16 protein-coding genes are annotated in these 19,005 nt (G+C 65.0%); 10 read left to right on the forward strand and 6 right to left on the reverse strand.

Annotated elements, in window-relative coordinates; all coding sequences use genetic code 11:
* Positions 1-38: 38 nt before the first annotated feature.
* The 3 genes from BHE01S_RS23020 to BHE01S_RS23030 all read right to left on the reverse strand — a co-directional run bounded on the left by BHE01S_RS23020 (position 39) and on the right by BHE01S_RS23030 (position 3,646).
* Positions 39-1,028: a DedA family protein/thiosulfate sulfurtransferase GlpE gene (locus BHE01S_RS23020; protein ID WP_042268065.1), complete on the reverse strand. Its 990-nt coding sequence runs from the start codon at positions 1,026-1,028 to the stop codon at positions 39-41.
* 255 nt (positions 1,029-1,283) lie between these two features.
* Complete coding sequence (locus tag BHE01S_RS23025) at positions 1,284-1,529, reverse strand: hypothetical protein (protein ID WP_028207914.1); 246 nt, start codon at positions 1,527-1,529, stop codon at positions 1,284-1,286.
* 467 nt (positions 1,530-1,996) lie between these two features.
* Positions 1,997-3,646: a methyl-accepting chemotaxis protein gene (locus tag BHE01S_RS23030; RefSeq protein ID WP_042268067.1), complete on the reverse strand. Its 1,650-nt coding sequence runs from the start codon at positions 3,644-3,646 to the stop codon at positions 1,997-1,999.
* Between the two features lie 780 nt (positions 3,647-4,426).
* Here BHE01S_RS23030 and BHE01S_RS23035 point away from each other — a divergent pair.
* The 3 genes from BHE01S_RS23035 to BHE01S_RS23045 are packed head-to-tail and all read left to right on the forward strand — an operon-like array spanning position 4,427 to position 8,031.
* A complete protein-coding gene (locus tag BHE01S_RS23035) occupies positions 4,427-6,595 on the forward strand; it encodes a TonB-dependent receptor (RefSeq protein ID WP_042268069.1) in 2,169 nt (722 codons plus the stop codon).
* Positions 6,596-6,640: 45 nt separating this feature from the next.
* Positions 6,641-7,324 carry a Fe2+-dependent dioxygenase gene (locus BHE01S_RS23040; protein WP_042268071.1) on the forward strand — a complete coding sequence of 228 codons (684 nt, stop codon included), beginning with the start codon at positions 6,641-6,643 and terminating at the stop codon, positions 7,322-7,324.
* A complete protein-coding gene (locus BHE01S_RS23045) occupies positions 7,321-8,031 on the forward strand; it encodes a PepSY-associated TM helix domain-containing protein (RefSeq protein ID WP_042268075.1) in 711 nt (236 codons plus the stop codon). The genes BHE01S_RS23040 and BHE01S_RS23045 overlap by 4 nt, the downstream gene beginning before the upstream one ends.
* A gap of 63 nt (positions 8,032-8,094) precedes the next feature.
* Here BHE01S_RS23045 and cobF read toward each other — a convergent pair whose 3' ends face one another.
* Entirely contained in the window at positions 8,095-8,868 is a 774-nt protein-coding gene (gene cobF / locus BHE01S_RS23050) for a precorrin-6A synthase (deacetylating) (RefSeq protein ID WP_042268076.1), read from the reverse strand.
* A gap of 160 nt (positions 8,869-9,028) precedes the next feature.
* On the opposite strand from cobF, the gene BHE01S_RS23055 reads away from it, so the two are divergent.
* A complete protein-coding gene (locus BHE01S_RS23055; RefSeq protein ID WP_157025581.1) occupies positions 9,029-9,616 on the forward strand; it encodes a LysE family translocator in 588 nt (195 codons plus the stop codon).
* Between the two features lie 16 nt (positions 9,617-9,632).
* Here the strand turns inward: BHE01S_RS23055 and BHE01S_RS23060 are convergent, their stop codons facing one another.
* Positions 9,633-10,460: an AraC family transcriptional regulator gene (locus BHE01S_RS23060; protein ID WP_157025583.1), complete on the reverse strand. Its 828-nt coding sequence runs from the start codon at positions 10,458-10,460 to the stop codon at positions 9,633-9,635.
* A 149-nt stretch (positions 10,461-10,609) separates the two neighbouring features.
* On the opposite strand from BHE01S_RS23060, the gene BHE01S_RS23065 reads away from it, so the two are divergent.
* From BHE01S_RS23065 to BHE01S_RS23090, 6 genes are all read left to right on the forward strand, one after another.
* Positions 10,610-11,152: a GNAT family N-acetyltransferase gene (locus BHE01S_RS23065; RefSeq protein ID WP_052406065.1), complete on the forward strand. Its 543-nt coding sequence runs from the start codon at positions 10,610-10,612 to the stop codon at positions 11,150-11,152.
* Between the two features lie 202 nt (positions 11,153-11,354).
* The gene (locus tag BHE01S_RS23070; protein ID WP_042268082.1) at positions 11,355-13,721 is read left to right on the forward strand and encodes a HAMP domain-containing protein; all 2,367 of its coding nucleotides are present in this window, start codon (positions 11,355-11,357) and stop codon (positions 13,719-13,721) included.
* A gap of 3 nt (positions 13,722-13,724) precedes the next feature.
* Positions 13,725-14,486, forward strand: coding sequence for a methyl-accepting chemotaxis protein (locus BHE01S_RS23075; RefSeq protein WP_407669543.1), 762 nt, complete (start codon positions 13,725-13,727; stop codon positions 14,484-14,486).
* Positions 14,483-15,016, forward strand: a complete 534-nt coding sequence (locus BHE01S_RS23080; RefSeq protein ID WP_042268084.1) for a hypothetical protein — start codon at positions 14,483-14,485, stop codon at positions 15,014-15,016. Before BHE01S_RS23075 ends, BHE01S_RS23080 begins: the two co-directional genes overlap by 4 nt.
* 16 nt (positions 15,017-15,032) lie before the next feature.
* Positions 15,033-16,019 (forward strand): chemotaxis protein CheX, encoded by a 987-nt coding sequence (locus tag BHE01S_RS23085; protein ID WP_042268086.1) that lies wholly within the window; start codon positions 15,033-15,035, stop codon positions 16,017-16,019.
* Between the two features lie 39 nt (positions 16,020-16,058).
* Positions 16,059-16,424 carry a response regulator gene (locus BHE01S_RS23090; RefSeq protein ID WP_028229743.1) on the forward strand — a complete coding sequence of 122 codons (366 nt, stop codon included), beginning with the start codon at positions 16,059-16,061 and terminating at the stop codon, positions 16,422-16,424.
* 67 nt (positions 16,425-16,491) lie between these two features.
* Here BHE01S_RS23090 and BHE01S_RS23095 read toward each other — a convergent pair whose 3' ends face one another.
* Entirely contained in the window at positions 16,492-18,813 is a 2,322-nt protein-coding gene (locus BHE01S_RS23095) for an FdhF/YdeP family oxidoreductase (protein WP_042268090.1), read from the reverse strand.
* Positions 18,814-19,005 lie beyond the last annotated feature (192 nt).

Genomic DNA, 19,005 nt, shown 5'->3' on the forward strand with positions numbered 1-19,005 from the left:
TCTCCTCGTGCGGGCGGCTCGGGAGCGGGCCGCCCGGATCAGACAGCTTTAGGCGTGATGTTGACCGGGACGTCGGCGTGGGTGTGCAACTGAAGCGACTCGAGCGCGCGGCCTGCATCGCGCCACGCATCGAGACCGCCGAGGAGCGGCACCACATCGGTAAAGCCGGCCTCGACGAGCTTCTTCGCCATCCAGGCCGCGGAAATTTCATTAGGGCACGAGCAGTAGATCACGAGCTTCTGGTCGTTCGGGTACTTGCCGACGATCTCGTCGAGCTTGCGCTCGTCGGCGAACAACGCGCCCGGAATGATGTACGGATCGAGCTTGCGCTTTTCTTCAGAACGAATGTCGAACACCACGGGTGGCGGCTTGGCGCCCATTGCGCGGTAAAGGTCTTCCACCGTGATGCGCGCATTCGCGAGCTTCTTGATGAGCTGGCGGCGGCGCTGCCAGCGGTAGGTCGCGTAGAGCACGAGCAGCACGACCACCACCACGAGGGCGAAGCGGCCAAGGCGGCTTGCGCCGGCGAGCATCATGTCGATCTGCGGCGCGAACATCACGCCGACGAGCAGGCCGGTGCCGGACCACAGCGCCGCGCCAATGCCGTCGAAGCCGACGAACTGGCGGTAGGGCACGCCCATCGCGCCGGCCAACGGTACGGAAACGAGCGACAGCCCCGGCACGAACTTGGCGACGGCGAGCACCCGCACGCCCCAGCGGCCGAAAAAGCGCTCGGTTTTTTTCACGCAGGTGTCGCGCGAGAGCGAGAGCTTGCAGAGCGTCTTGAGCGTGTTGCCGCCGTAGAGGCGCCCGGCCATGAACCACACGCTGTCGCCGATCAGCATGGCGAAGATGGCGAGCCCGAGCACCGGCGCGACCTGCTGGCCGATCGAACCGGGATGCATGGCCGCCATCGCGCCGAACAACACGAGCGCGGGCATCGCGGGCACGGGCAGCCCAAGCGATCCGGCGAGCACATTGATGAACACCAGCGCAGGCCCGTATTGCGCGATGAGGTCATGTAGCATCGGCTTACTTCCGTTGCGCCGTCTGGCGAGGAACGGCAAAGACAGGAGGGTAACGTAAAGATTATGGACGCATTTCGAAGGCGTGCAAGCGACCCCCTGCATGCGCGTGAGAATGCCTGCCGGGTGGAGCAGACATATGAAAAAAGCGCCGGATTGAAAAGAGAGAAACGCGAGACAAGCGCGATGAGTGGAAAACGACAGAACGCGGCACCCGAGACTGCGTGTGCCGCGTTCGTGCCGCCGGCTCCCGTGCGCTTAACGCGTGTGTGATTCTCCGGGCAACTCGGCACCTTGTGCGCGAATTGCCGCGATCAGCTCGGCCGGCGTGATTTCATAACGCACTTCGCGATGGATGCCCGGCTTGCGCTCGTCGACTTCGACCAGCAAGAGGCTTTTGCCGTCGGCCGCCGATTCGAGGCGCAGTGAACGCAGTTCGCGTCCGGTCGCGTCGTCATGCTCGGTGAGCAGGGTCATGTTTCCGGAAGACCCGGTCGTGCGCATTGATATTGTCCTCGTGCGTTGGGTGGTCGAGCCATTGTACGGGGTCGGCTGGGCGGCGTGTTCATGCAAGTGAGCGCCGACACACACAGCGAGATCGCCGTGGCGCGACCCTGGCCAGCCAGTGTAACGCGACTCGCCGCCGCCACGCCTGTTTTTGCGCGCCCTGCAACGGGCCATGCGAAATGCGTTGCGCGTTGCCTCGCTGTCATGGTTGCGAAGCAAAGCGATGCCAGGCGTCAGGCGCGCGCAGCAGAAAAAACGGCCCACCCGGGCAGGCCGGGCGAGCCGTTGAAACGCCGTTGTTACTCGGATCAGCAAACCGTGGTACGGCTTGCTGACGGTTTGGATGGTGCCGCCCGCGCGCTGTACTGTCGAGATGGGACTAACGCCGATCTTTCAGACCAATAGACAGCCGCTCGACGGAAAGCCGCTCGACGGCGCTTGCGGCGAGGCGTGAGCGCCGGTTGTCATGCCGCGACGTCCTCGGCCGCTTCGGCAAGAGCGACGCTCTGGCGGCGCGCCGGGGTGCGGGCGGGCTTCGAGCGCTTTGCCGCCTCGGCGCCGGCCACGGTGAACAGGCGCACGGCCTCGTCGAGCACGTCGGCCTGCTCGGCGAGCCGCTGCGCCGTGGCGGCGGCCTGCTCGACGAGCGCGGCGTTCTGCTGCGTGGCGCTGTCCAGATGCGCGACGGCCTGATTGACCTGGCGGATGCCTTCGGCCTGCTCGCCGCTTGCGTTCGCGACCTCGGTGATGATCGACGAGACGCGGGTCACGGCTTCGTCGATCGAGCGCATCTGCGCAGTCGTGTTGCCGACGAGGCGCGTGCCCTCGGCGATCTCGTTGACGCTGGCGTCCACGACCTGCTTGATCTCCCTGGCCGACGCCGCGCAGCGCTGCGCGAGCATGCGCACCTCGCCCGCCACCACGGCGAACGAGCGGCCGGCCTCGCCCGCGCGCGCGGCCTCGACGGCGGCGTTGAGCGCGAGGATGTTGGTCTGGAACGCGATGCCGTCGATCACGCCGGTGATGTCGCTGATGCGGCGCGACGCGTCGGTGATGCCCGTCATCGTGCGCTCCATCTGCGCGGCGATCGAACCGCCCTCGGCGGCGGCGGACTGCGCGTCGCGCGCGAGATCGAGCGCGCGGGCGCTGGCCTCGGCGTTGGCCTGCACGGTGGTCGTTAGCTGATCCATCGTGGCCGCCGTTTCTTCGAGCGACGCGGCCTGCATTTCGGTGCGGCGCGCGAGATCGAGATTGCCGCTCGAGATTTCGTGCGCGGCGTCGAGCATGCCGTCGATCTGCGAGCGCACGTCGAACACGATTGCCGTGAGATTGGCCTGCAACTGGTTGAGCGCCTGGAGCACGTCGCCGAGATCGTCGTTCGCGGCGACCGCAAGCGTGGCCGTGAGGTCGCCCGCGGCCATGCGCGTGGAGGCCGTGGTCATCTGCGCGAGCGGGGCGCCGAGGTGGCGCGTGGTGAGACGCCAGGCGCCGAGCGCACACACGCAGGCCGCGCCGAATGCACCCCAGAACGGCAGCGGCGGCAGGCCTTGCCAGGCGGCGAAGCCGGCTGCGGCGAACACGGCGGGCACGGCGCCATAGCCGAACGCGATACGCGTGGCGATCGGCACGCGCAGGACTGCCTGCAGCGCGCCCACGAGGCCCGTGCGCACCACCGAGCCGTGGCGCAGCCGCACGCCGTGCAGACGGCCCTCGCGCATTTGCGCGTAGAAGGCTTCGGCCGTGCGGATTTCCTCGCGCGTGGGCTTCACGCGCACGCTCAGATAGCCGACCACTGTGCCTTGCTCGGAGACGGGCGTTACGTTCGCGCGTACCCAGTAGTGATCGCCGGACTTGCGGCGGTTCTTGACGATCGCGGTCCAGGGACGGCCTTCGCGAACGGTCTCCCACAAGTCGGCGAATGCTTCGGCCGGCATGTCGGGATGGCGAATGATGTTATGTGCCTTGCCGATCAGCTCTTCTTTCGCAAAGCCGGACACGGCGACGAACGCAGGATTGCAGTACTGAATGCGCCCCTTGAGGTCGGTGGCCGAGACGAGCATCTGCGAAGCGGGATAGTCGAATTCCTGTTGCGTGACGGGTTGATTGTTGCGCATGAGATTCCTTCGATGGGGCCGCTTGAGACCCAACAACACAGCGAGGCATAACGGCATTTCCCTTACAAACTTTAGGGGTATGCGCATTCACGGAGCGCGTGAGGTGATTTGCGCGCAGCGAAAAAATCCGTTGTGCGATCAATGGATTGGCGCGGATGTTGGGGGGTGTATGCACAGACTTTTCCCCGTTTTCTGTGGACAAGTCCAGTGCCTCCAAAACGTGCAACTTCTCTGTCGCGTGGCGCGTTGGCGTTTGCGATCAGGGACTTAGGTTCGCTGTCCAGAAGTTGTGCACAGGGCTGTCAACGAAATCTGGGGATAAGGCGGGTGAGGTTCGAGGCTGTTCGAGGCGGTGTTGCCGCGATTGGCAACGCTTGGGGTTAACTGAAACGCATCAAGGACTTGATGCGGTCTTCCAAGCGTTACGCACAGGGCTGCCAACACAATGTGTGGACAAGTCATGGCGCGCGCAACGGTTCGTGTTGCCAACCAATCCGGCCTCGAGGCGATTGGCGCACTCGCGCAGCAATTGCGCGTTACCTCGATACCGCGGCCGGTGTCGCTAAAACGCCAATATCAATTGAAAGAAAATGAGACGTGTGTAATGATATCGATTCTCATTACCGCAGACATTTTCGCGGCCAGACAACCAGACCAGCCAGCCTAGCGTCGTTTCCCTCGGTCCTTTCGGGGCGGCCCAGCCAGCCAATCGACCCGCGTCGTCCGCGCCAGTTCTGTGCGAGTCGCACGGTTGGGTCATCCGCCATGTATAGGGACCTCATGTTGAACCGGACGCCGCTCGCGAGTGCGCTCGCGCTGAGCTTTGCCGTGCCTTTCGCTACGTCTGCGCTCGCCCAGAGCGAGCCTGCCGCCGCCACGGCGGCAAGCGCCGCGAACGCCACCACGCTGCCCACGATCTCCGTATCCGGCCAGAGCGACGCGCAGGACTTCCAGGCGGAGCGCTCGACCGTCGGCGCGAAAACGCCCACCGCGCTGCGCGACATTCCGCAGTCGGTCACGGTGATCAACAAGGCCGTGATGCAGTCGCAGGGCGCCACGTCGTTCCAGGATGCGTTGCGCAACGCGCCCGGCATCACCATCGGCGGTGCGGAAGGCGGCCAGATCGGCAACAACATCAACCTGCGCGGCTTCACGGCGCAAAACGACATCTACCTCGACGGCTTTCGCGACCGCAACCAGTACTACCGCGACACCTTCGACCTCGAATCGATCGAAGTGCTCTACGGCCCCTCGTCGATGCTGTTCGGCCGCGGCTCCACGGGCGGCGTCATCAACCAGGTCACGAAGCAGGCGAACCTCAAGCCGCTCACCGAAGTGTCGACCACCATCGGCACCGACGATCGCTATCGCGCGACGCTCGACGTGAACCGTCCGCTCGGCGATCACGCTGCATTTCGTCTGAATGCGTTCGGCCAGTCGATGGGCTCGACGCGCGACGTGATGAAAAACAAGGACTACGGCTTCGCGCCCGAGTTGCGCTTCGGCATCGGCACGCCGACCGAGGTCACGATCTCGGCGTTGATCCAGCACAACTACGACATGCCGGACTACGGCGTGCAGTCGATCAACGGCCGCCCGTTCGCGCCTTCGAAGAGCACCTTCTACGGCTTGACCGACGACCGCACGATCCAGGACGTACAGACGGTTCAGGCGCGCGTGGATCACCGTTTCAACGACCAGTTCAAGATCACCAACCAGACGCAGTTCTCGCACTCGCTCACGGACGCGCGCGAGACCGCGCCCGGCGCGGTGCTGACCGGCCCGCTTTCCTCGAGCACGGCGCTCAAGAACGGCAACTTCACGAGCCTGCCGCTCGAAGATCTTTACATCAAGCTGGCGAGCCACGATCGCGTGATCGAGAACCACTCGATCTACAACGATACGATGGCGCAATACAAGTTCACCACGGGCTTCCTGAAACACGAGATGCTCGCGGGCATCGAGGTAGGCCACGACAGCTACACGAATCAGGCCTACACACGCAACAACCTGCCGATTCTCTCGCTGCTCAACCCGGTCTATATCTCGACACCTTCGAACGTCACGACGACGGTGGGCAATCACGCGGAGTCGGGCGCGACCACGCTCGCTGCGTACTTCAACGAAACCATGTCGATCGGCGAGCACTGGAAGCTCATCGGCGGTGTGCGTTGGGATCGCTTCCAGGCGCATATCGCCAACACGATCAGCGCGCCGGCCTACGCGGATCAGACCAACACGTTCACGAGCGTGCGCGCGGGGGCGATCTACCAGCCGTCCGACTGGCAGTCGTATTACTTCTCGTACGGCACGTCGTTCGATCCGTCGCTCGAAGCGCTCACGGTCACCAACAACACGCAAAATCTCTCGCCGGAACATACGAAGTCATATGAAGTCGGCGCGAAGTGGGACCTGCTCGGCGGCAATCTTTCGGTGACGTCGGCATTCTTCCAGCAGGAGATGGACAACGCGCGCACGCAAACGTCGACGGGCGAGTACACGCTCGAAGGCGATATTCGCGTGCGCGGCTTCCAGGCGGGCGCGACGGGTCACATTACCGACAAGTGGCAGGTGTTCGCGGGCTACACGTATATGGACGGCGTGATTCTCAAGGCGCTCGACGGCACCCAGGGCAATACGCCGGCGAATACGCCGCGCAATACCTTCACGCTGTGGACCACGTATGCATTCACGCCGCATTGGGAAATTGGCGGCGGCCCCACCTATATGTCGGCGCGTTACGCAGCGAACACGAACTACGTGGAAACCGGCGGCTACACGCGCTGGGACGCGATGGCGGCGTACCACGAGAAGAAGTGGGACGTGCGGCTGAATCTGCTGAATCTGACCAACAAGTTCTACTATGACGCCCTCATCCAGTCGGACGGCGGACGTTCGGTGCCGGGTATCGGCCGCACGTTCCTCGCGACGGCTGACTACCGGTTCTGATTGCGGCAGCTTTGCTGCTTGCGCGGCACAACGAAGGAGTTGACGATGCTGGTTCACGTGCGCAACGTATTGACGCCCGAGCAGGTGCGCACGCTGCGCGCGCGGCTCGACCATGCAGGCGACGCCTGGGTGGACGGCCGCGCAACGGCCGGCTGGTCCGGTGCGCCCGTGAAGCGCAATGTGCAGGTCGCCGAGCATACGCCCATCGCACGCGAACTCGGCGACATCGTGCTCGCGGCCATCGAGCGCAATCCGCTTTTCATCAGCGCGGCGCTGCCCAACCAGGTGTACCCGCCACTCTTCAATCGCTATGAAGGCGGCATGACGTTCGGCAGTCACGTGGATGGCGCAGTGCGTGTGCTGCCCAACGGCGTGAAGCTGCGCACCGACGTTTCCTGCACGCTCTTTCTCTCGTCGCCAGACGAATACGATGGCGGCGAACTCGTGGTCGAAGACGCTTACGGCGTGCAGGAGGTCAAGCTGCCGGCGGGCGACATGATCGTCTATCCGGCCACGAGCCTGCACCAGGTTACGCCGGTCACGCGCGGCGCGCGCGTGGCGAGCTTTTTCTGGGTGCAAAGCCTCGTGCGCGACGACACCAGGCGCGCGCTGCTCTTCGACATGGACACGGCCATCCAGCGCCTGAACGCAAGCGACGCCGACGCCCAGGCGCGGCGCAGCCTCGTGGGCTGCTACCACAATCTGTTGCGACTCTGGAGTGAAACATGAATTTTCCCGAGACTGCCGGGATCGACGCGCCGGCAGCGCCGCGCACGCGTCTGGGCGCCGAACGGCGCGACGAGCGCGCAAAGCGCTCGCGCCGTGCGACCTTCATCAAGTGGCTGCGCAAGGTCCACGGCTGGGTGGGCCTGTGGGGCGCAGCGCTCGGCTTGCTGTTTGGCGCAACGGGATTCGTGCTCAACCATCGCGCCGAGCCGTTGCGCATTTCGCCGGGTGCGCCGCAAGTCTCGACGGTGCAGATTGCCGTGCCCGACCCCGCGCCGGAAACGCCGCGAGAAATGGTGAAATGGTTGCGCTCGCAACCGGATTTGAAGTTGCCCGCGCGCACGGGCCGCGTGCAGAAGGAGCCCGAGCATAACGTAGCCTGGGGCGATCGCCAGGTCGTGCAGCCCGAGCATTGGCAGATGATGTTCACGTCGCCCGGCGAGAGCGTGATGGTCGAGTACTGGATGGGCAACGACAAGCTCACGCTCAAGCGTAACGACAACTCGCTTGTCTCGACGATCACCAATCTGCACAAGGGTACGGGTATGAGCGTCGGCTGGGTGCTGTTCATCGACAGCTTCGCCGGGGCGCTCATTCTGCTTTCGCTCACGGGCGTGCTGCTGTGGACGGAGCTGAACAAGCGCAAGACAGTGGGCGCCGTGCTGTTGTTCGGCTCGATTATCGTCGCGGTGGGCGTCGGCCTGGCGTAAGCCTCGACGCGCAATCCAGTCAACGGGCGCGCGAGCGCCGATATGTTCGCGCCCGTTCTTCTTTCAGTCTCTCACGCCGCGCTTGCGCAGCAAATACGTGTCCATGATCCATCCGTTCGCTTCGCGCGCCTGTGCGCGAACACGGACGATCTCGTCTTTCACGTCTTCCAGCCGGCCCGACACCAGGATCTCGTCTGGGGTGCCGACGTAGGCGCCCCAGTAGATATCGAGTTCTGCGCCTGCGAGCTGCGCATACGCGTTCTGCGCATCGAGCATGACCACGGCGCTTTCCACGTCTTGCGGAAAACCGCCCTCCGCGAGCCGCCTTCCCGTCGTGATGCTCACCGGCTTGCCGATAAAGTTCAGCGGCACGCGATGCCTCGCCGCGAGCGCCTGCACGCTGCTAATGCCGGGAATCACCTCGAAGTCGAACGCGAGCCGGCCATCGGCCAGGATCGCATCGAGAATGCGGATCGTGCTGTCGTAGAGCGACGGGTCGCCCCAGACGAGAAATGCGCCGCATTGGCCGTCGGTCAATTCCGCTTCGATCAGGCGCTCGAACACGCGCTGCTTGTCGCGGTTGAGCTCGTCCACGGCGGCCTTGTAATCGAGCCCTTCGTCGCGGCGCCGCTCGGGGCTCGTGGCCTCCACGATGCGATAGTCGTGGTCCGCGATGAAGCGCGCGCAGATTTCCTTGCGCAGCGCGACGAGCTTGTCCTTGGCCGCGCCCTTGTCCATCACGAAGAACACGTCGGCCGCGTTGAGCGCTTCGATTGCCTGCACGGTCAGGTACTTCGGATCGCCTGCGCCGATGCCGATGATGAGGATCTTTTTCACGTTGCAGTTCCGGAATGGGAGTCGTCGGTGCGGCGCAATGATAGCGCGAGTCCGGTGTGGTACCGCGCTCGCGGGCAGGGCAATTTTCTTCAATACGGTGGCGGCGCGCGCGTCTATCCTCGACGCTGACTGACCGCCCATGAGCGTAGCGAGGAAAACCGTGAGCACTGCCTTGTCGATGGCCGCCTTCGCGCTGGCCACGTCCATCACCCCTGGACCCGTCAATATCGTCGCGCTGAGCGCGGGCGCGCGCCACGGGCTGCGCGCGAGCCTGCGCCACGTCACCGGCGCGACCGTGGGCTTCACGCTGCTTCTGCTGCTGATCGGTCTCGGCATGCAGGAACTGCTGGCGCGCCTGCCGTTTCTCACGCGCGCGCTCGAATGGGCGGGCGTGGCCTTTTTACTGTACGTGGCGTACCGGCTTGCCACCGACGATGGCCGCGTCGACTCGTCGAACGCGGCGCGCGGTCCCTCGCTGATGGCGGGCGCCACGATGCAATGGCTCAATCCGAAGGCGTGGCTCGCGTCGGTAGCGGGCATGGGTCTATATGCGGCTTCGGGAGAAAATGCGCGCGTCTGGCAGTTCGCCGCGATCTATTTTGTGGTGTGCTACGTGTCGATTGCGTGCTGGGCGTGGGCGGGCGCGTCACTGCGCCAGGCCTTGCGCGAACCGTCGCGCGTGCGTTTCGTGAACCGCGCGATGGCGCTGCTGCTGGCGGGCAGTGCGGTCTGGTTGGTGCTCGGCTGAGCGCGCGGCGGCGGCGTTAGCCGCGATATTGGCCAGGCGTCGCGGCAACGAACTGGCGGAACGCGCGCTGCAGATGCGCCTGATCGGCGAAACCCGCTTGCGCCGCAACATCTGCAATGGCGTGCCCGCGGCGCAGTTGCGCGCGGCTGAATTCGATACGGCGGTTCACGACATATGCGTGCGGCGTCATGCCGTATTGCTCGCGAAACGCGCGAATCAGATACGAGGGCGACAGAGCCGCGGCGGCGCAGATCTCTTCGAGCTTGAGCGTGCGCGTGTAGTTGCCGTCGATGAATTCCGCCGCGCGCGCGAGGCGCTCGTTCGGTGCGCGTGCGCTGACCGGCGCAGGATTGAGGGACTGCTGGAGCCTGGAGAAATAGGCCACGACGGCGCATTCCTTGCGCAACGCGGGCTCATTCGTATCGACGAGCAACGCGTAGAGTGCGTTGAGCCCGTCGAACAAGTCGCGCTCCCAGCTCAAGGTCGGCTCGAACGGGCGAAAGCCTTCGTGCGCTCCGAAGCCCAGGTCGCGTTGCAGATTCGCGAGCCACGCCGTGTCGAGATAGAACATGCGATAGGCCCAGGGCTCGTCCGCGGCCGGGTTGCACGCGTGCACGGTTTCCGGGTTGATGACCACCACCGCGCCCGCGCTGACATGCGAGAGCGTGCTCCCGTTCAGGTAGGTGCTGCGCCCGCCCGTGACCGCGCCGATCGAGAACGTGCTGTGTGCGTGACGGCCGTAGCGGACCTTGCGGCCATCGGCGATGGCGCGCACTTCGATGAACGGCAGGTCTGCGTCGCGCCAGAAGCAGGGTTGTGCGTCGGACGTCGTGGCTTGCGGCATGGGGGACCTCGGAGTCATGCTTCGCGCATCAAGCGGCGCGGGTGGTCCATATTAGCGCAACGTGAGCCGGCGAGGACGGACGTGATAGGCTTGTTCGATGCTTGTTCGATTCGCACGGGTCATTCCCTTCCCCTTGCCAGGCACTGCACATGAACGACACGAAGCCGATGAATGCAACGATTCGCCCGTTGACCGAGCAGGACGCCGGGGCGTTTCACGCCATGCGTTTGTACGCGACCGAGAATTTTCCCGCCGGCATCGTCCCGACCTATGAAGAGGAGTCGAAACGCACGCCCGAAGAAAGCCGGGCCAGCGTGCAGGCTACCGAAAACCAGGTCGTCGTCGGCGCATTCGTGGGCGACACGCTCGTCGGCATCACCGGCCTCATGCGCGAACCGCGGCGCAAGCTTGCACACAAGGGGCTCGTTTGGGGCGTCTTTGTCGATCCTGCATGGCGAGGCGCCGGCATTGCCAGGCAACTGATGGAGGGCGTCATCGCTCATGCCCGCGCGCTCGGCTTGCTGCAGGTGCAACTGGTGGTGAGCGTGCTGAATCCCCGCGCGCAGGCGCTCTACCGCTCGTGCGGCTTCGTGCGCTACGGGGTCGAGCCCCGCGGCCTGTGCATCGACGGCGAGTACGCCGACGACGAACTCATGGTGCTCTTTCTCGACGACCCCGCCGTGCCCGACTGAGCGCCGCGCCGTGGCCGCGCAATGCGCAACGCTGCGCGAACGTCAAGTGTGGTGTAACGCACAGCGCGCTCGGGCGAATTATGCATGGTCATCATTTCGTCATACCTGAACGTCGATAATCCACCGCGAATAAATTGGCCGACGTGTCCCGAGCCGCGCAACCATAGCGCGGCCGGCGCGACGAAGGCCCGGGGATTTCGACATGACCATTCGTCACCGCATCACGCTGCTCATCGTCCTGATGTTCGTCGCGTTGTCCGCCATCGGCGGCTACGCGGCCTGGCAGGCCCGCCGCAGCGCCACCGACGTCCGCGAGGTTACCCAGGGCGTCGTACCGAGCGCCCTCGCTTCATCCGACCTCGTGTCGCTCGTGAAAGACGTGCAGCTCGCCACCATGACGCTCGTCTACGCACCTGACGCCACGGTCGCGTCGCTCGCGCAAAACGACCTCAAGGACAAGGAAGCCGCGTTGCGCGCCGCGCTCGACGTGCAGCGCAAGGCGGCAGCCAGCCACGCGCAGGAAGGCCTGGTTTCGCAGGCGCAGGAAAGCCTCGCGAACTACTTTTCCGCGATCGACGACACCGCGAAAATGAAGGCGAGCGGCAAGAACGAACTCGCGCAGGCTTATCTCTTCGCGAACGTCGCGCAGTACCGCGACGAACTCGAAGGCATCGTCGCGACGATGCGAGTGGAAAAGAATCGCCAGAAGGACGACGCGATCCGCACGCTCAACGGCACGCTCGACACCACGACGAGCGCGATTGCCGGCGTGACGGGCGGCGCGATTCTGCTGCTCACGCTGATCGGCGCGCTGCTGTATCGCCAGATCACGCGCCCGCTCTCGCGCATGCAGGCCATGATGAGCGAGATTGCTTCCAGCCAGGACTTCACGCGCCGCGTGCCTGTGGGCCGGATGGACGAAATCGGTCATTCGATCGTCGCCTTCAACGGCATGATCGAAAAGATCCAGCACAGCTCCGCGCAGCTCAAGCGCAAGACCGCCGACATTCAGGCGATGCTGCAGAACATGCAGCAGGGCATTCTCACGGTGGTGGAAGGCGCGACGATCCACAACGAATATTCGGCGTATCTGGAGGCGATCTTCGAAACGGACGAAATTGCGGGCCGTTCGCTCATGGACCTCGTGTTCTCGCATACGGATCTCGACGCCGACACCCTCGCGCAAATCGACGCCGCCGTGCACGCGTGCCTTGGTGAAGACGACGTGAATTTCGCCTTCAATCAACATCTGCTCGTGAACGAGATCACGCGCACGCTGCCCGATGGCCGTGCGAAGGTGCTCGACCTGAGCTGGTCGGCCATCACCGACGAAAACGACGTGGTCGTGCGCCTCATGCTGTGCGTGCGCGACGTGACGGAGCTGCGCGAACTCGCGGCCGAGGCCGGCGAGCAGAAACGCCGCCTCGAAATGATCGGCGAAATTCTCGCGGTGAGCGAAGAGAAGTTCCAGCATTTCGTCGAAAGCTCGACGGGCTTCATTCACGAGAACGAGCACATCATCCGTCAGCACGACTGCGCGGACACGAGCGCGATTGCAGCGCTGTTTCGCAATATGCACACGATCAAGGGCAACGCGCGCACGTACAGCCTGCAGCATCTCACGGGCGTGGTGCACGAAGTCGAGCAGCGCTACGACGCATTGCGCCGTGAAGACACGAGCCACACGTGGGACCAGCAGGCGCTCATCGCCGATCTGGAGCGCGTGAAGACGGCGCTCGAGCACTATTCGAGCATCAACGAAGTGAGCCTCGGGCGCGGCCCGCGTGCGGCTGGCGCACAGAACGGCGCGGCGAGCCTCACGGTCACGCGCGAAGCGATCGAAGAGACGCTGCGTATCGTCGATCGTACCGACGACAACGACCTGCCCGCGCTGCGCGCGATGCGCGCCGAACTGCGCGCGACGCTGTGCGCCATCGGCACCGAGCGCGTGGCCGATGTGCTCGCGGGCGTGACCGGCTCGCTGGCCTCGCTCGCCGAGGAACTCGGCAAGACCGAACCGGCGGTGCGGATCGCGGACAACGGTTATCGCCTGCGCGGCGAGGCTGCCGGCACGGTGAAGAACGTGTTCATGCACCTGCTGCGCAACTCGCTCGACCACGGCATTGAAACGCCGGCGCAGCGCCGCGCGATCGGTAAGGACGAGTCGGGCCATATCGACATCGACGTGAATGTGCACGACGGTGCGCTGCAACTGACGCTCGCCGACGACGGCCGCGGTCTCGCGCTCGCGCGCATTCGCGGCATTGCCGTGGAGCGCGGCTGGCTGCAGGCGTATGAAGCGGTGAGCGACGACGCGATCGCGGCGTTCATTTTCCGCCCCGGCTTCTCGACGGCGACGAGCGTGACTGAAGTCTCGGGCCGCGGCGTGGGCATGGACGCAGTGCGCGATTTCCTCGAACGCGAGGGCGGCGCAATCGAACTGCGTTTCACCGATGACCGTGCGGGCGCCGATTACCGGCATTTCCAGACCGTCGTGCGTTTGCCGCAGCAATGGGCCGTAAAGATGGCGGACGCAACGCAGGCAAAGCAAGAGGAAGCGCTGGCGTAGCGCATGGCGGGGGTGGATGTGGTCTTACCGTATTTGATCGAAGGCGCGGCGCTCGCCGCCCTGGCGGCCGGCCTGGCTGCCGTGTGGGGCAAGCATGCGCAAACGCGGGCGCGTGAGGCCGCGCGCGCGCAGGACGCCGCGCACGCAGCCGCGCTTGCACAGGCTCAGGCGCAGCACGCGGCGCAGCAGGAAAGCGTCGCGCGCGAACACGAGGCGCTGGTTGCGCAGACCGAGTCGCTGCGCGCGGAACTTGCTCAGCGCAGGTCCGTGGCGGATGCACTCGAAGCGGCGCTCGCCGGCGAGCGCGCGCAGCGTGACGACGCCATGCAGCATGCGGCGCGCATCGCCTCCGAGGCTTCGCGCCTGAAGCTCATGTCGTCGACGTTCGAGCGCTGGCACGAGCAGATGATTTCGCTGATGGCGCAGAACAACGACATGCACAAGAAGAACCAGGAGCTGTCGTCGATCGTCAGCCACGTGCTGATCGTCTCGCTCAACGCTTCGATCGAAGCGGCACGCGCCGGCGCGGCCGGCCGCGGCTTCTCGATTGTGGCGGGCGAAGTGCGCTCGCTCGCCACGCGCTCGCAGGAACTGTCGAAGAGCTATCGCGACAGCCTGAACCGTAACGACCTCATCACGGCCGCGACGTTCCAGGACATTCAGGCGGGCGGCAAGATGATCGCGGCGACGCTCGCGAGCGTGGAAGCGTCGTCTCAGCAGCTGCATCACCAGCTCGAAGCGGCGCGCGCCGGGGCGCACGCATGATCGGCACGCACGCGAAGGACAGCATCGAGCGGATTTTCTTCGCGGCGGCGCGCATGCGTCTCGTGACCGACGCCCAGCATAGCTGCGCAATCGAGTCTCGTGCGGGCGAGGCGCCCCAGGGCGAGCACCTGGTCGTCCTGACGATTTCGTCGATGCAGTTCCGCCTGCTCCTGCTCCTGCACTTCGAAGACGACGAGCGCACGCAGCGCTATTACGTGGGCGACGCTTCGCGCCCGCTCGCCGAGTGCTTCATGGAGTTCGGTAATCTGTGCTGCGGAGCCATGAACCAGCAACTGGTCGAGCATTTCCCCGACCTCGGGATGTCCACGCCCTATGCGCTCAGCAGCGGGTGCCTGCCGTATCTGCGCGAACTGAAGCCGGATTACGTGCAGTCGTATGCGCTCACGATCGATCACGACGTCCGGCTCGGCGCCACGCTGTGCATCTGCACGCAGGCGCCGCTCGATTTCGTGGCGAGTGCCGCCGCAGTCGAAGTGCACGACAGCGCGGGCGAACTCGAATTGTTTTGAAGGCAGGGAAAGGAACATGAACGCGAACAAGCCAGTCAGCAAGCTGTTGCTGCTGGAAAGCGATACCGCGCGCGCCGCGGCAATAGCGCAAACCGCAGCCGCATACGATTGCGTGTGCGTGCCGGTGCGGCGCGACGCGCTCTCGGCGGCGCTGAAAACGCACTACGACCTGGGCGGCGTGCTGCTCGGCGAGGACTTTGGCGGCTCGCTCGAAGCCGCGGCGGCGGTGGCCGTCGCGCTGGAAGCGGAGCGCCCGGAACTGCCCGTCGTGCTGCGGCGCGCAGCAGACGGGCACGGCGATGCGTTGCCCGAGCCGTTGCGCCGCCTGCCGTGCGCCAGCTGGCACGAAAGCGATCCTGCAACGCTGATCGCGGCGCTCGAAGCGCACGTGTTCTCGCACGACTATCCGGACCCGCTCGTGGACGGCATCACCGACATGACGCTCGGGCGCTTGCGTGGCCTCTTCGCCGGACTCGAAGTGAACTGGGACACGCCGGGTATCGTGCGCGACCGCATCATCTTCGGCGAGGTGTTGACGCTCATTCCGATCGAGACCGCATGGTGCCGCGGCTGGCTTCTCATGCAGACCGAGGAGGCGCCGCTCATCGAGCTGCTGCCGCCGCGCGCGGGCCGCGACGAAGCGAGCGACTTCCGCGACGTGAACGGCGTGCTGGCCGAACTCACGAATCTCGTGTGGGGTGCGTTCCGCAATCGCTATCTGGGTGACGCGCACGCTGCCGGCGAGGCGGGTTGGGGCCGCGCGCCGGTGCAGGTGCCGCTGCTCATCAATCATCGGCGACGCTATTTGTCGTTTGGCTCGGACAACCCGCAGCTGTGCATCAAGTACCGGCTCACGTGCCCGAATACGGGCCGCGAAGTGGTGATCGACCAGCGGTTCGTGTTCAGTCTCGGCTGGTCGCGCGAAGGATTCGACGAGACGGCCGCGCAGGCCGCGGCTGCAGCCGTTCAGGAGCAGGCGAGCGGCGAACTCGAACTATTTTGATCAAATGCGCGCCCTGCGCGCGCAACAGAGAGGGACAACATGGCAAAGATTCTGGTGGTGGACGATTCGAGCACGGTGCGCGACGAAGTGGCCGGCTTTCTGCGCAAGAACGGTCTGGACGTGGACACGGCGGTGGACGGCAAGGACGGCCTCGCGAAGCTGCGCTCGAACCCCGGCGTGAAGCTCGTGGTGAGCGACGTGAACATGCCGAACATGGACGGCCTCACGATGGTCGAGAAGATCCGCAGCGAACTCGCGAATACGGCCGTGAACGTGGTGATGCTGACCACGGAAAGCAGCCCGGCCATGAAGGAGCGCGGCAAGGCGGCCGGCGTGCGCGGCTGGATCGTGAAACCGTTCAAGGGCGAAGCCGTGCTGGAGACGTTCCGCAAGCTCGCGAGCTAAGCGCGGCGGCACGGGCAAAAAAAGCCCCGGCGCCGTTGCCGGGGCCTGCAGACCGGACATCGCGCCATCATGCCGCGCTGGCGTGATCGTTAGTCTTCGCCGGAGTCAGCAGCACCGGAATCGACTTCGAAGTCGGCGTGCCCGCGCCATCCGCGACGGACGCAAGCGGCACGAGCGGATTGGTCTCGGGATAGTACGCGCCGAGGCAGCCGCGCGGAATGTCGTACTCCACCAGCATGAAGTCCTCGACGTGGCGCTCCACGCCGTCGTCCCACACGCTCGTGATGTCCACGTGCTGGCCCGGTTCGAAGCCGAGCATGGTCATGTCTTCGCGGTTCGCGAACAGCACGCGGCGCAGGCCGTACACGCCGCGATAACGGTCGTCGAGACCGTAGATCGTGGTGTTGTACTGATCGTGCGAGCGCGTGGTCATGAGCGTCATGAGGCGCGAACCGTGTTCGGTCCGCGCGCGGTGAATCGGCGTATCGAGCGCGATGGGGTGCACGACGAATTGCGCCTTGTTGCTGGGCGTTTTCCACACACGATCGCGCGAGGCCACGCCCAGGTGGAAGCCGCCCGGGTGCTTCAGGCGCTCGTTGTAGTTCTCGAAGCCGTCGAATACCTGCTCGATGCCGTCGCGGATCTTCGCGTAGTCGGCGGCGAGATCGAGCCAGTCCACCTTGTCGCTGCCGAGCGTGGCGTGCGCCATGCGCGCGACGATGGCGATTTCCGAAAGCAGGTTCGTCGAAGCGGGCCGGTTCATGCCGTAGGAGATGTGCACCATGCTCATCGAGTCCTCCACGCTCACGCCTTGCGGCACGCCGTTCTGCAAGTCGATTTCAGTGCGCCCGAGCGTGGGCAGAATGAGCGCGTCGTGGCCGTGAACCAGATGGCTGCGGTTGAGCTTGGTCGTGACGTGCACCGTGAGCGCGCACGCGCGCATGGCTTCCCACGTGCGCGGCGTGTCGGGCGTGGCGATCGAGAAGTTGCCGCCGAGACCGATGAACACCTTCACGCGGCCTTCGAGCATTGCGTGGATCGTTTCCACGACGTCATAGCCGTGCTCGCGCGGCGGCTCGAAATCATAGGCCTTGCCGAGACGGTCGAGAAACGCCTGCGTGGGCTTTTCCTCGATGCCCACCGTGCGGTCGCCCTGCACGTTCGAATGTCCGCGCACGGGGCACAGGCCCGCGCCGAGGCGGCCGATATTGCCGCGCATCATCATGAGGTTCGAAAGCAACTGGATCGTCGCCACCGAATTCTTGTGCTGCGTAAGGCCCATGCCCCACGTCGAGATGACGGCCTTGCCCTTCACGTAGATATCGGCGAGCTTGAGCACTTCTTCCATCGGCACGCCCGCTTCGGCGACGATCGTGTCCCAGGATTCGGCGCGCAGGTCGGCGGCGAAGGCGTCGAATCCAACGCAGTGTTCGGCGATGAAATCGACGTCGAGCACGCGTTGCGCGCCTTGCGCGAGCGCTTCGTCGTCGAGTTCGATCACGCGCTTGGCCACGCCCTTGATGAGCGCGAAGTCGCCGCCCACGCGCGGGCGGATGAACACGGAGCTAATCTGCACGCCCTTGGGCGAGAGCATGTCGAGCGTGTGCTGCGGGCTCGCGAAGCGTTCCAGCCCGCGTTCTTTCAACGGATTGATCGAGACGATGGTCGCGCCGCGCTTTGCGCATTCGCGCAACTCGCCGAGCATGCGCGGATGGTTCGTCGCCGGGTTCTGGCCGAAGATGAGCAGCGTGTCGGCGTGCTCGAAGTCGTCGAGCGTGACGGTGCCCTTGCCGATGCCCACCGTGCCCGGCAGGCCGCGGCTCGTGGCCTCGTGGCACATGTTCGAGCAGTCGGGGAAGTTGTTCGTGCCGTACATGCGCACGAAGAGCTGGTAGAGGAATGCGGCCTCGTTGCTGGCACGGCCCGAGGTGTAGAACGCGGCGCGGTTCGGGTCGTCGAGCGCATTGAGGTGCCTGGCGATCAGCTTGAACGCGTCGTTCCACTCGATCGGCACATAGCGGTCCTGCAACGCGTCGTAGACGAGCGGGTCGGTCAGGCGGCCATGCTGCTCCAGCTCGTAGTCCGACTGCGCCATCAGTTCGCTAACCGTGTGCTCCTGAAAGAACCGGGGCGTCACGCGCTTGCTGGTCGCCTCCGCCGCCACGGCCTTCACGCCGTTCTCGCAGAATTCGAAGGTGGAAGCGTGCTCGCGGTCGGGCCATGCGCAGCCGGGGCAGTCGAAGCCATCGGGCTGGTTCTGCTTGAGCAGCGTGCGGTAATTGCCGCCCGTCACCTTCTCCTTGATCAGGTTGATGGCGACCTGCTTGAGCGCGCCCCAGCCGGCGGCGGGGTGGTGATACGGCTCGATGCGACCTTGCGGCTTCTTCATGATGCGGTTGGCTTTTCGTTTTCCAGGGCGGTCTGCCCGATGACCCAAGGCTACTGTGTTCCTGTGCCCCCCGGAGATCACAGAAAAACCAAAAAGCAAGGGATACAGTTGCGGCGTTTTGTCATAGACTTGCCGGGATCGGCCCCGCGCGGCCTCAGCCTTTCGCCGCTTGAATGCAACCCGAACGCAACC

The sequence above is a fragment of the Paraburkholderia heleia NBRC 101817 genome, assembly GCF_000739775.1.
GTDB classification, from domain to species: domain Bacteria; phylum Pseudomonadota; class Gammaproteobacteria; order Burkholderiales; family Burkholderiaceae; genus Paraburkholderia; species Paraburkholderia heleia.